Source organism: Paraburkholderia sp. (assembly GCF_035501035.1).
Classification (GTDB): Bacteria; Pseudomonadota; Gammaproteobacteria; order Burkholderiales; family Burkholderiaceae; genus Paraburkholderia.
In genome coordinates this window covers 1-12,968 of sequence record NZ_DATJWR010000076.1, presented here as the reverse complement: position 1 = coordinate 12,968, position 12,968 = coordinate 1, and the positions used below count along the sequence as shown (strand labels likewise).

General features: G+C 67.6%; 10 protein-coding genes and 2 pseudogenes. 10 read left to right on the top strand and 2 right to left on the bottom strand.

From position 1 onward, the window contains the following. Window positions 1–173 (top strand): annotated as a pseudogene (locus VMJ11_RS05355) (hypothetical protein); the annotation flags it as partial. A gap of 45 nt (window positions 174–218) precedes the next feature. Here VMJ11_RS05355 and VMJ11_RS05350 read toward each other — a convergent pair. Next, on the bottom strand, window positions 219–662 hold the full coding sequence (locus VMJ11_RS05350) for a thioesterase family protein (protein ID WP_325617680.1): 444 nt from the start codon (window positions 660–662) through the stop codon (window positions 219–221). A gap of 201 nt (window positions 663–863) precedes the next feature. Here VMJ11_RS05350 and VMJ11_RS05345 point away from each other — a divergent pair, with 201 nt between their 5' ends. From VMJ11_RS05345 to VMJ11_RS05320, 6 genes are all read left to right on the top strand, one after another. After that, complete coding sequence (locus VMJ11_RS05345; RefSeq protein WP_325617678.1) at window positions 864–1,505, top strand: GNAT family protein; 642 nt, start codon at window positions 864–866, stop codon at window positions 1,503–1,505. A gap of 198 nt (window positions 1,506–1,703) precedes the next feature. Further along, window positions 1,704–6,038 (top strand): ATP-binding protein, encoded by a 4,335-nt coding sequence (locus VMJ11_RS05340; RefSeq protein ID WP_325617676.1) that lies wholly within the window; start codon window positions 1,704–1,706, stop codon window positions 6,036–6,038. 27 nt (window positions 6,039–6,065) lie between these two features. Next, the gene (locus VMJ11_RS05335) at window positions 6,066–6,323 is read left to right on the top strand and encodes a hypothetical protein (protein ID WP_325617674.1); all 258 of its coding nucleotides are present in this window, start codon (window positions 6,066–6,068) and stop codon (window positions 6,321–6,323) included. Between the two features lie 594 nt (window positions 6,324–6,917). Then, window positions 6,918–7,493 carry a cupin gene (locus tag VMJ11_RS05330; protein WP_325617671.1) on the top strand — a complete coding sequence of 192 codons (576 nt, stop codon included), beginning with the start codon at window positions 6,918–6,920 and terminating at the stop codon, window positions 7,491–7,493. Window positions 7,494–7,618: 125 nt separating this feature from the next. After that, window positions 7,619–8,062 (top strand): PRC-barrel domain-containing protein, encoded by a 444-nt coding sequence (locus tag VMJ11_RS05325; RefSeq protein ID WP_325617669.1) that lies wholly within the window; start codon window positions 7,619–7,621, stop codon window positions 8,060–8,062. A gap of 127 nt (window positions 8,063–8,189) precedes the next feature. After that, window positions 8,190–8,444 carry an RNA-binding protein gene (locus VMJ11_RS05320; RefSeq protein WP_325617667.1) on the top strand — a complete coding sequence of 85 codons (255 nt, stop codon included), beginning with the start codon at window positions 8,190–8,192 and terminating at the stop codon, window positions 8,442–8,444. Between the two features lie 89 nt (window positions 8,445–8,533). On the opposite strand, the pseudogene VMJ11_RS05315 reads toward VMJ11_RS05320, so the two are convergent. Further along, window positions 8,534–8,748: pseudogene (locus tag VMJ11_RS05315) on the bottom strand (carbamate kinase); the annotation flags it as partial. 270 nt (window positions 8,749–9,018) lie between these two features. Between VMJ11_RS05315 and VMJ11_RS05310 the strand changes: the two are divergent. The 3 genes from VMJ11_RS05310 to VMJ11_RS05300 all read left to right on the top strand — a co-directional run. Beyond that, entirely contained in the window at window positions 9,019–11,040 is a 2,022-nt protein-coding gene (locus VMJ11_RS05310; protein WP_325617665.1) for an acetoacetate--CoA ligase, read from the top strand. A gap of 258 nt (window positions 11,041–11,298) precedes the next feature. Beyond that, complete coding sequence (locus tag VMJ11_RS05305; RefSeq protein WP_325617663.1) at window positions 11,299–12,303, top strand: AraC family transcriptional regulator; 1,005 nt, start codon at window positions 11,299–11,301, stop codon at window positions 12,301–12,303. A gap of 218 nt (window positions 12,304–12,521) precedes the next feature. Continuing rightward, window positions 12,522–12,968: acyl-CoA dehydrogenase N-terminal domain-containing protein (locus tag VMJ11_RS05300; protein WP_325617661.1), on the top strand; the 447-nt coding region annotated here is incomplete at its 3' end.

The window sequence follows — 12,968 nt, the reverse complement described above, 5'->3', positions numbered from 1 at the left end:
CGCTGCACCCCACGGCCGCCGGACGCACCTATGCGGCCTACGGCGGCGTCTATGTCTGCGTCGCGATCCTGTGGCTGTGGGCCGTCGAGGCCATCCGGCCGAGCGCATGGGACTGGGCCGGCATCGCCTTCGCGCTGGCCGGCATGGCGCTCATCATGTTCCAGCCGCGCTGAGCGGCCCGTCTGTCTGGGCACGCGCGTGAGCGCATACCGCGCGCCTCAGCCGATCGTGTTGACCTGCGGAAACCTGGCGCGGAACGCTTGCGGCATCGGCACGACCTTTTTCGCTTCGTAATCGAAGAACACGAAGCCCGATTTCGCCATGGCGATGAGCGCGCCGTCCGCCGGCCGCGTGATGCGGAAGATGATGTCGCCGCCGTACTTGTTGAAATCCATGATGCCCACTTCGAAGCACAGCTGGTCGCGCGCGTAGGCTTCGGCGCGATAGGTGGTGGCGAGGTCGGTGACGATGATGCTCGTGTGCGCGTCCTTCATGTCCTCGATGCCGGCATCGAACAGGAAACGCGCGCGTGCTTCGGAGATCATCGAGATCATCGAATCGTTGGCGAGGTGATTGGCCGAATTGATGTCGGTGACGCGCACCGTGAGGTGGGTCGAGTAATAGAACTGGTCTTCGGGAAACTGGAGCTGGATGCGGGCCATGATGCGATGCGCGAGGTTGGGGGCGAGCGGCGCCAGCGGGTTCGACGGTCGCCGGCGCCGGGGCGATTGTAACGGTTCGTGCGCCGCCCCAGGCGCGGGCCCGGCAGCGCGGCCACACCCCGCGGCTCGTACCTGTACGGCGCGGCGCTAGAATGCCGGAGTCGTTTCATCTGAGTGCATGCGCTGCCCATCTCTTTCGCCATGACCGGAACTCCTGCCCCAGTCTCCTGCACCACGCCCGACGCAATTGCGCAGCCGGACGATCTGCCGACGCTGACCGGCCGCGCGGTCGTGCTGCGCCCGCTTTGCGCCGGAGACGCCCCGCGCCTCGTCGCCGCCGCGGCCGATGGCGAGCTCTGGAATCTGAAAGTAACGGTCGTGCCGGGGCCCGCCACCGTCGACGCGTGGATCGCCACGGCGCTCGCGGGCGTGCGCGCGGGCACCGTGATCCCGTTCACGATCCGCCTGCGCGAGAGCGATCGGGTGGTGGGCAGCACGCGCTTCTGGAAAGTGGACGGCGCGAACCGCAAGCTGGAGATCGGTTCCACATGGCTCGCCGCCTCGGCGCAGCGCACTGTCGCGAACACGGAGGCGAAGTATCTGATGCTCGACTACGCCTTCGAGACGCTCGGCTGCGTGCGCGTGCAATTCACGACCGACGTGCTCAACGCGAAGTCGCGCGCCGCGATCCTGCGCCTTGGCGCGAAGGAAGAGGGCGTGGTGCGCCGCGAGCGCATCATGCCCGACGGCCGCAAGCGCGACTCCGTGCGCTTTAGCATCATCGAAGACGAATGGCCCGAGGTGAAGGCGGCCCTGTTGCGCAGGTTGCAGGCCGCCGGCTGAGCCCGCGCGTTCGCGTTTTCGTCCGATGTAATGCGGCCCCGTGCTCGCGCGAATTGAGCAGCTCGCGCGAATCACGTGAATGGCACGAGCGCGCTCCGGCGCGCCGCGCCAGGCGCGAAAAATGCTCCACCTGGTTCGCCCCTTGGGAGCAGACATGGCAGGACGCCGATCATCAGCCGAAGCGGGAGCGCACACCAGATGAGCGCCGAACAGAACGTCAACGCCCGCGTGCCGCTGCGCGATGCGCCGCCAGCCGCGCCCACGATGCCCGTGGAGCCCGTAGAGCCCGACATGGCCGAGCTCGTGCGCGAGTTCGACTGGTCCACCACGCCGCTTGGCGACGCCGCGTCGTGGTCGCGCAGCCTGCAGACCGTCGTGCGCCTCATGCTGGGCTCGCGCTACGCGATGTGGCTCGCCTGGGGCCCCGAGCTGACGTTCCTTTGCAACGACGCCTACCGGCCGACGCTCGGCGCCAAGCAGGATTTCATCGGCGCCCCCGCGCGCGAGGTCTGGGCCGAGGTCTGGCAAGAAGCGGGTTCGCGCATCGAGCACGTGCTCAAGACCGGCGAGGCGACGTGGGACGAAAACCTGCTGCTGATCCTCGAGCGCAACGGCTTCAAGGAAGAAACCTGGCATACGTTTTCGTACAGTCCGGCGCACGGCGACAGTGGGCGCGTGGAAGGCATGCTGTGTGTCGTGACCGAGGACACGCCGCGCGTGCTCTCCGACCGGCGCCTCGCCACGGTGGCGCAGCTCTCGGGTGCGGCTCGCCACGCGCAGACGGTGGCGAGCGCTTGCGAGGAGATGCTCGCCGCGCTCGCCGGGAATCGGCGCGACCTGCCGTTCGTAGCGGTCTATCTCGCCGGCACGGAACCGCAGGACTTGTGTGATCCGCTGGCACGCCTCGCGGGCTCCACGCACTCCGAGCCCGTGCGCCTGCCGGCAGAGGTCGCGCCCGGCACTGCGCTGGCCGCGGCCATGCAGGATACGGCGCGCACGCACGGCGCCATCCTTGCCGACTCGCTCGAAGGCTTGCTGCCTGCGCCGTCCGCGTGGCCCGAGCCGGTAAGCCGCGCCGTGGTCGTGCCGCTCATGCGCCAGGGGCTGCGCGGCAGCGGTGCGCCATTCGGCTATCTCGTCGCGGGCGTGAGCCCACGCCTGAGTTTCGATGACGATTACGAGCGCTTTATCGAGCTGGTCGCGGGGCAGGTAGGCAGCGCGCTCGAGGCCGCGCGCGCTTTCGAGAGCGAGCGCGAGCGCGCCGAGCAGCTCGCCGCGCTCGACCGCGCGAAGACCGCGTTCTTCTCGAACGTGAGTCACGAGCTGCGCACGCCGCTCATGCTGATGCTCTCGCCGCTCGACGATCTCGTGGAGAGCGAGAAGCGCAGCGAGCGCCTCGCCTTGCTGCGGCTCGCGCGGCGCAGCGGCCACCGTCTGTTGCGGCTCGTGAATTCGCTGCTCGATTTCGCGCGCATCGAGGCCGGACGCATCGATGTCTGCTTCGAGCCCAGCGACATCGCGCGTCTCACACAGGACGCCGTGAGCAACTTCCGCTCGGCCGTCGAGCGCGCGGGACTCGCGCTGCGCGTGCATTGCAGCATGGACGAGCCCGTGTTCGTCGACCGCCAGATGTGGGAGAAGATCGTCCTCAACCTGCTCTCGAACGCCTTCAAGTTCACGTTGGCGGGCCATATCGACGTGCGCCTCGCGCGCGAGGGCGGCTACGCCGTGCTGAGCGTGGAGGACACGGGCAGCGGCATTCCCGCGCCGGAGATGCGCCACATCTTCGAGCGCTTTCACCGCGTGCAGGGGACGCACGGGCGCTCGCAGGAGGGCTCCGGCATCGGGCTGGCACTCGTGCACGAACTCGTGAAGCTGCACGGCGGGACGATCGAGGCCGAAAGCGAGCTTGGGCGCGGCTCGCGCTTCACGGTACGCGTGCCGACCGGCAGCGCGCATTTGCCGCCCGAGCGCATTCGCCATCGCGCGGCGGACTATGTGGCCCAGGACATGGCGGGCGCATTCGCCGAAGAGGCGGCCGGCTGGCTCGGTGCGGCTGTGCCGGCCGGGCACGAGGGCGAACGCGAGGGGCAACGTGACGGTCAACCGGAGGCTCCACGTGAGGGCGAGCCGCCGGCCGCGGGCGAGCGCAACGGGAGCGAGCAGGAAGGCACGGTCGATTGCGGCCTCGTCGCCGGCACGTGGGCGCCCACGCTGCGCGACCGGCGCTTCGCTGGCACCTTCGGCGCGCACGTGCTGCTCGTGGACGACAACGCCGACATGCGCGCCTACGTCGGCGCATTGCTCGCGCCCGCGTACCGCGTCGAGCTGGCCGCCGACGGCGTGGCCGCGCTCGAGTCCGCGCGCCGCGTCAAACCCGACCTGATCCTCTCCGACGTGATGATGCCGCGGCTCGACGGCTTCGGCCTGCTTGCCGCCGTGCGCAACGACGGCGCGCTGCGCGACGTGCCGTTCATCCTGCTTTCGGCGCGCGCAGGGGAGGAGGCGCGTATCGACGGACTCGATGCCGGCGCCGACGACTACCTCGTCAAGCCTTTTTCGGCGCGCGAACTGAGCGCGCGCGTGGGCGCGCTACTTGAACGCACGCAGATCCGGCGCGCCAACGAGCAACTGCTCGAACTCGCGCTTTCGAGCATCCGCGACCAGTTTTTCCTCGTGGACGAAGCCACGCGCATCACGCTCGTCAATCCGCGCTTTCTCGAGATGGCCGGGCTGCTCGCTTCCCAGGCGCTCGGGCGGCACCTCTACGACGTGTGCCCGGAACTCGCGCACAGCGGTTTTGCCGAGGCGCTCGCCCACACGCTGCGCACGCGCGCCGCGAGTCAGTTCGAGACCCGCTGCACGAAGCACCAGCGCTGGTTCGAAACACGTATCTATCCGGCCGCGTCCGCGCAGGGCGCCGCCGTCCTCATGACCGACGTCACCGAGCGCAAGCGCGATCAGGAGGCCATCCGTCTGCGCACGGCGCAGTTCGAAACGCTGATGAACGAGGCGCCGCTGGGCGTCTATCTCGTCGATCAGGACTTGCGCATCCGCCAGGTGAATCCCGCCGCGCGCCCGCTTTTCGGCGACCAACCGGACCTGATCGGCCAGGACATCGGCGCGGTGATGCGCCGCGTGTGGAACGAGCCCTACGCAAACGAGATCGTGGCGATCTTTCGCCGCACGCTCGCGAGCGGCGCGCCGCATCACACGCCCGAGCGCATGGAAAAGCGGCACGACAGCGAACTCACCGAGTGTTACGAGTGGGAAGTGCATCGCACGCCGCTGCCCGACGACCAGTACGGGCTCGTCTGTTACTTTCGCAACATCTCGGCGCAGGTGCACGTGCGCCAGCAGCTCGAAGCGGCCGATCACCAGAAAGACCAGTTTCTGGCCACGCTCTCGCACGAGCTGCGCAACCCGCTCGCGCCCATCCGCAGCGCGGCGGCGATTCTCGATTCGGTTTCGCTCACGCCCGAGCAGTTCGCGTGGGCCATCGACGTGATTCGCCGCCAGGTCGATCACATGTCAGGACTCCTTGACGATCTGCTCGATCTCGCGCGCATCACGCGCGGCAAGCTCGATTTGCGGCGCGACGTGGTGAGCCTGGGCGGCGTGGTGCGCACGGCCGTCGAAGCGTCGCGGCCGCTCTTCGAGCGCAAAAGTCACCAGCTTTTCGTACACGCGCCGAACGCCGACGTGCTCGTCGACGCCGACCCGCTGCGCCTCGCGCAGGTCATCTCGAACCTGCTGAACAACGCGGGCAAGTACACCGATCCGGGCGGCCGCGTCGACCTCACGGTGGGCGTGGATGGGGAGACGGTCGAGATATCGGTGAAGGACAACGGCATTGGGCTGCCGCCGGACGCCCACGAGCGCCTCTTCACGATGTTCGCGCAGATCGACGCGCTCTCGCCGCGTACCGAAGGCGGTTTGGGCATCGGCCTCGCGCTCTCGAAGGGGCTCGTGCAGCTGCACGGCGGCACGATCCGCGCGGCGAGCGACGGCCCGGGTCGCGGCAGCGAGTTCCTGGTGTCGCTGCCTGTGGTCGTGCCGACATCGCTCGCGAGCCGCGCGCCCGCGGAAAACACGGCCGTCACGGACGCCGCGCGGCGTGTGCTCGTCGTGGACGACAACCGGGACGCGGCGGAGAGCCTCGCCATGGTCCTCTCGATCGCCGGCCACGAAGTGCGCGTAGCGCATGCGGGGGAGGCCGCGCTGGCGCTTGCACGTGCATTCGAGCCACAGGCTGTGCTGCTCGATCTCGGCATGCCGGGCCTGACCGGCTACGAGGTGGCGCGCGCGCTACGCGCGCTGCCCGCGGCGCAGGAGATGGTCGTGATTGCGCTTACGGGGTGGGGGCAGGACGAGGATCGGCGCAAGACGATTGCGGCCGGCTTCGACTGGCATATCACGAAGCCCGCCAATCCGGACCAGATCAAGACGCTGATTGTCTGCTCGCGCGGCGAACTGCAAGCGGCTCGCCGCGCCGGATCTGCGCTGCCGCAGCATGGTGGTTCGCCACGCTAGATCGGTTGCCGGGCTGGGGGCGACGACGTGCTGCTGGATCGCATCGCCTCGTATCCGCTCGCGCACAACTTCGACGACCTCGATTCGTCCGCGAAAGACGAAACGGCAGGGCACAAGCCCGCTCTAGTTCAGGCGCTCAGGCGGCGCTTCGGGTGGCGGGTCGCCCGCGGGCACGGGAGGCGGCTCGATGTCCGGCACTGGCGGTGGCGGCGGCTGCCGATGTGGATCTTCGGGCTCCCCGGTGGGCAGATGTGCGCCGGGCATGCGAAGAAAGCGTGCGAATAAAAGTGGGGTGAAAAACATGGACCTCTCCAGGTGCGCGAAGCGTTCGGGTTGCATCCGATGTTCGCGTGAATCCGTATGAATCCGTATGCTCGCTTTCCAGCAAACGCCGTGCCGTCTGGCGCCCTTCATATTTATTCGCACGGTGAGATGCTTCGGAGCGCGAATCGACTGTCGCCCGCGGTGCTGCGCATGGTGACCCGGTACGGGGGTTGCTGTTCCTCGCTTGAGTCCGTCAAACGCAAGCCGAAGGATGACCGATGAAGAGGCCCACCCGATTGGCGATGGCTTTCACGGCTGCGGCGCTTGCAGTCGCGAGCGCGGCGCAGGCGCAAGCGCGCGGCAACGCCGCTGCGTATCGTCCGACCGCGGCTTCCGCCACGGAGTCGAGCGGTGCGAAGGCCAACGGCGTCTATCCGGCGCCGACCCAGCGGCGCCGACCGAGGGCGGCGAGCCGGGCGTGCCCATCGGCAACGATCCGCAGGCGAGGCGAACGGCGAGTTCCACGAAGTACGAACCGCATCGTGCGAAAGAGCCAGCGAATGGCGCGCTGGATGCGCGAGGCGCGGCGCCTGGCAGCGATGCAAAGGGGCAGTGATGATGCACGACAATCGCTTCTTTCAGTTTGCGCGCCGTCTTCGCGAAGTCCGTCCGGCATTGCGGGAGAGCGGCGTCGAAACGTTCCATCTGGCCCCGCACGGCTGGGTGCCGAATAACGAGCGGCTTCCGGTGATCGTCTATCGGCACGCGCTCGCACCGGGCGCCCGGGACCTTGCGCAGGAATTTAGCGAGCGATTTGAAGCGAATGGCTGGCCGGTGCAATGGTTCGACGGCATTTTCGACTACCACCACTTCCATTCAACGGCGCACGAAGTGCTGGGCGTGTTCGCGGGCACGGCCGAGCTGATTCTCGGCGGCCCGGGTGGGCGCGTGCTGTGCGTGCATGCCGGCGACGCTCTGCTGCTGCCCGCCGGCACCGGCCATTGCCTGCTCTCGCTCGCCGGCGGCTTTCGCGTGGCCGGTGGCTACCCGCGCGGGCAGCAATGGGACATCCGGCGCGAGGCGCTGACCCCGGAGCAGCGGCGCGCCATGCTTGAGCTCCCGTTTCCGGCAAGCGATCCGCTTTACGGCGCGCATGGGCCGCTAATCGAGCGTTGGCTCGCCAAGGCGTAGGCACGCCGGAACGTGGCGGCGTGTGCCCGCAGCGCGCCAGCGCGAATCCACGCCGGGAATAGCGCTTGCTTTCGCGCGGTATCGCGCGGTATTCACCGCGAATTCACGCAAGGAAGGGGGACATCATGACCACACAATGGCATCGGCCGCTGACGATCGGCCACATCGCCGTGCGCCGCGCTTCGGCGCTCGCTGTCGCGCTGGGTTGCGCACTGGGTTGTGCGATTGGCTCCGCGACGGCTGCGCATGCCCAGGGCGCGCCGCAATCGATCGCCGTGCAGCGCATGGCGACGGTGCAATCGGGCACGGGCTATCGCGCATCGAAGCTGGTGGGCTCGGACGTGTATGACAACAGCGGCAGCAAGATCGGCGCGATCGACGACATCGTGCTCGAATCGCCCAATGCGGGCGCGTTTGCGATCCTTTCGGTGGGCGGATTCCTCGGCATGGGCGAGCATCTCGTGGCGGTGCCGTTCGATGATCTGCAGATCAGCAGCCGGCAGATCGTGCTGCGGGCCGACAAGGCGCAACTGAAAGCGATGCCCGAGTTCAAATACGCGCACGATTGACAAGAGTCCGCACCGGCCTCTCCGTTCGAGGGCGAAGGCATCCACGCGTTGGTCCAAAGTCCTATTGCGCGCCCACCCTCCACGCACCATAGTGGAAACACGATTGAACGCGCATTAGGGGTAGGACATGGCCGATCTGCTGCTGGGAAATATCGACGAAACCGTCACGGATGCCGAAATCACCGAATTTCTGGAGCGCTACGGCTTCCCGCCGTTTGACGCGATCCAGCGTATTGAGGGCGCGGGCCGTCCCGCCGCGCTGCTCACGTTCAACACCGCGAGCGAGGAGGGCCTGCGCAGATTGCAGGGCCGCATCCACAATATGTTCTGGCGCGAGCACACGATCAGCGCGCAGGTCATGCCTCCGGCGCGCGAGGACTAAAACGCGACAGGACGCGCTGCGTAGCTTTTGCTCGCCGCCTTGCGCTCGCTGGATTTCCAGGGCGGGCCATTTGATCAATAGAACTTCTTCCAGCCGATCATGCGCTTCGGTCTGCGCGCGGGCACGTCCAGCGGGTAGCCGGGCGCGTCCTTGTACGCTTCGCACTGCACTGCAGTGCTAGCAGGCCCACCTGCGGCCCATTGCCGTACGCGACGACGAGTTCGTTTTCCGGCGCGATCTGTGCGATCTGCGCGATCTGGGTGTCCGCGAGGCGCACGTTCTCGCGCTGGTTCTCCACCATCATCGGTTCGCCCCAGGCGCAATCACGATTCGCATGTTCTGCTGCATGGTTATGCGCGTCGTCGTAACGGGGCGGGCGCATGGCTCGACCGGCCGCCTGGGATTCGCCCTGGCGAATCGACGCAGCCGCGAAGCCAATCCCTGTCGATTGGGATGATGTGAATTGCGCACAGAAATGCTGAGCTGCGCCTCCACTGGTTTCCCTTAATTGTTCGGCACGCCTCGGCTCCGGCACCATTAGCACGGACGAACCGCAAGAGTCTTCACACCCAGGATGAACGAAACCCTTCCCGCATCCGGACCGGCCTGGACGCCGACGCCGCAGCAAATCGAATCGGCGCGCATCACTCAGTTCATGAAGTGGCTTGGCGAGGAGCGCGGCCTCGCGTTCGACGACTACGACGCGCTATGGCGCTGGTCGGTCGAGGATGTGAACGGCTTCTGGTGCGCGCTATGGGACTGGGCGCAGATTCCCTCGAAAGCGCCGCGCGGCGTCGCGCTCGCCGATGCCACAATGCCCGGCGCGCGCTGGTTTCCCGGCGTCGAGCTCAATTACGTCGAACAGGCCTTTCGCCACGCGAGCGACGCGTGGCCCGCGATCGTCTCGCGCAGCGAGAGCGGCCCGATGCCGGGGCGCACGCGCGAATTGGGTTGGGCCGAACTGCGCTGCCAGGTGGCGGCCTTCGCGGCCACGCTGCGCCGCCTCGGCGTCAAGCGCGGCGAACGCATAGCCGCCTTCATGCCGAACACGCCCGAGACCGTGGTGGCCTTCCTTGCCACGGCGAGCGTGGGCGCGATCTGGTCGGTCTGCTCGCCCGACATGGGGCCGCTCGCGGTGCTCGACCGCTTTCGCCAGATCGAGCCGAAAGTGCTGATCGCCGTGGATGGCTATCGCTACGGCGGCAAGCCGCACGACCGGCGCGAGCTGGTCCACCATCTGCTGCACGAGCTGCCGAGCGTGGAGCAACTCGTGCTCGTCCCGCAACTCGACGCCGATGCCGACGTGAACGAGTACCCGCGTGCGACGGCGTGGCGCGACGCGATTGCCGGCGACGTGCCGCTGCAGATCGAGAGGGTGCCGTTCGATCATCCGTTGTGGATCGTCTATTCGTCGGGCACGACGGGCATGCCCAAGGCCATCGTGCACTCGCATGGCGGCATTGTGGTGGAGCACGTGAAGCTCACCGCGCTGCATCTGGACCTCAACCCCGGCGACCGCTTCCATTGGTACGCGAGCACGAGCTGGATCATGTGGAACTGCCAGTTGGGCGGCTTGCTCACAGGCGCGACGCTCTGCCTCTACGACGGCAATCCCTCGTACCCCGACGCGCAGGCGCTCTGGTGCTTCGTGGGGGAGGCCGGCGTCACGTTCTTCGGCGCGGGGGCGGCTTATTTCCAGGGCTGCCTGAAAGCGGGGGCGGGGGCCGGAGCCGGGGCCGCCGTGGAGCCGCGCGCGGCGGCGGATCTCTCGCGCCTGCGCGCGGTGGGTTCGACCGGCTCGCCGCTGCCGCCTGAAGCCTACGCGTGGATACTCGAACACGTGGGGCCGGTGTGGATCGACGCGATTTCGGGCGGCACCGACTTCGCGGGTTGCTTCCTCGCCGGTGTGCCGACCTTGCCCGTCTATTCCGGCGAGATGCAATGCCGCTGCCTCGGCGCACGGGTCGAGGCGTTCGACGAAACGGGGTGCCCGCTCATCGACGAAGTCGGCGAGCTCGTATGCACGGCGCCGATGCCTTCGATGCCGCTCCACTTCTGGCGTGACGAGCAGGACCGGCGCTATCGCGAGAGCTACTTCGACATGTACCCGGGCATCTGGCGCCACGGCGACTGGCTGCGCATCACGCCCACGGGCGGCGCAATCATCTACGGGCGCTCGGACGCCACCATCAACCGCCACGGCATTCGCATGGGCACGAGCGAACTCTATCGCGCGGTCGAGTCGCTACCGGAGGTGCTGGACAGCCTTGTGGTGGACCTCGAATACCTGGGCCGTGCGTCGTCGATGCCGCTTTTCGTGGTGTTGCGCCCCGGCGTCGAGCTGACGGACGCGCTCGCGCAGCGGATTCGCGCGCGCGTTCGGGAGTCGCTTTCGGCGCGCCATGTGCCCGACGAAATCCACCAAGTCCCGGCGGTTCCGCGCACGCTCTCGGGCAAGAAGATGGAGGTGCCCATCAAGCGGCTCCTGCTCGGGCAGCCGCTCGGGAGGGTGGCGAATCCCGACACGATGGCCAATCCGGAAAGCCTCGCATGGTTCGCCGAATTCGCGCGAGCGAAGGGCCAGGTGTTGCAATGACGTGATGATGCGGCGCCCGGCAGCGCGAGACTTTGGGGCACGATGCGCGGCGGCGCTTTAGAATGGCGCGTTGGCTGGCGCCCGCGTTCGCGCCTGCATGGCCGTATCAGGCCGCGTATTTGCTTGGCAAAGTTTGCCCGTGGCAGCCCGCATCGGCGTGCGTTTGTCGGTGTTTGTCGCTGTTTGTCGGCGCTCCGCCTCTTGCCAGCGCTAGCCCGCATTAGCCCGTTGCCTGCCGCTACCACCTCTTGCCGACGCATGCCATCGCCTAGCGCCACCGTACCCATCTCCCTCGTCAACGGCTTTCTCGCTGGTGCCGACGCTCAGCCCGCCGTGATCCGCCGCTATCTGAACGAGGCGGGCATCGCGCCGGAACTGCTCGCCAAACCGGGTGGCCGCGTGACGGAAGAGCAGTTCTCGACGCTCTATCGCACGCTCGCGATCGAACTCGACGACGAGATGCCCGGCATCTTCAGCCGCCCGCTGCGCAGCGGCACGCTCAAGTTTCTCTGCCTGAGCCTGCTCGATGCACGCAACCTCGAAACGGCGCTGCATCGCTTCGACCAGTTCTTCCACATCGTGCTCGACGATTTCCGGCTCGAATCGCGCCGGCAGGGGCTCGTGGCCCAGGTGGCGTTGCGCGCGAATCCGGAATACGGCGCGATCGGCCCGCTGGGCCAGGAGCTCACGCTCAAGCTCGCACACGGTGTGTCGTCCTGGCTGATCGGTCAGCGCATTCCGCTGCTGCAGGTCGATTTCGCCTGCGCGCAGCCGGCTCACGCGCTCGATCACCGCTATTTCTTCTCGGGGCCCGTGCACTTCGGGCGCGAGGCCACCTTGATGCGCTTCAGCGCGGCCTATCTCGACATGCCGATCCGCCAGAGCAAGCGCAACCTGCGCGCGTTTCTCGCGCGCGCGCCTGGCGACTGGATCTTCGAATCGTTCAGCGAGCAACTGGTGAGCCACAACGTGCGCCAGTACCTGGCCGCGCAGCTGCCCGAACTGCCGACCATCGAGCAGGCGTCGCAGAGCCTGCACTGCTCGGTGCGCACGCTCTGCCGGCGCCTTGCCGCCGAGGACACCTCGTTCCAGGCGCTCAAGGACGAGTTGCGCCGCGACGTGGCGATCCAGCGCCTCACCGACACGCAGGACACGATCGCCTCGATTGGCGGCGAACTCGGTTTCGACGATCCGAGCGCGTTTCATCGCGCCTTTCGCCAATGGACCGGCAGCACGCCGGGCACCTACCGGCGCCGCGGCTGAGCGCCGCACTCGCGGGACAAATGCGCTAACCCACCCGCAATGGGTGGTCACTACAGCCGACGACATGGCCAGAATTGTCACCATGTGGTCCGGTTTGGACAGTTGCGCGACGGCCGTTTGGCGCTACGATCCGTGCTGTACTGCCGCAAGGTGGCCACATTTGCACCTTGTGGCCCGGTCGGCGCATTTTCACCCCCTGTCTGTCTGGAAGATCGATCATGAGCTACAACGCCCCCGTCAAGGACATGCTGTTCGTGCTGAAAGAGCTGGCCGGCATCGACGCCGTCGCAACCCTGCCGGGTTTCGAAGACGCCGGTTTTGACACCGCGCAAGCCGTGCTGGACGAGTGCGCGAAGCTCTCCGGCGAAGTCATCGCGCCCCTGAACGTCGAAGGCGACCGCGCCCCGAGTTCGCTCGCCGACGGCAAGGTCACCGCAACGGCCGGCTTCGCGGCGGCGTTCCGCCAGTACGTGGAAGGCGGCTGGCAGGGTCTGCAACACCCGTCGGAATACGGCGGCCAGGCGCTGCCCAAGCTGGTCGCGACGCCCTGCATCGAAATGCTCAACGCGGCGAATCTCTCGTTCGCGCTGTGCCCGCTGCTCACCGACGGCGCCATCGAGGCACTCCTCACGGCCGGCAGCGACGAACTGAAAACGCGCTACGTG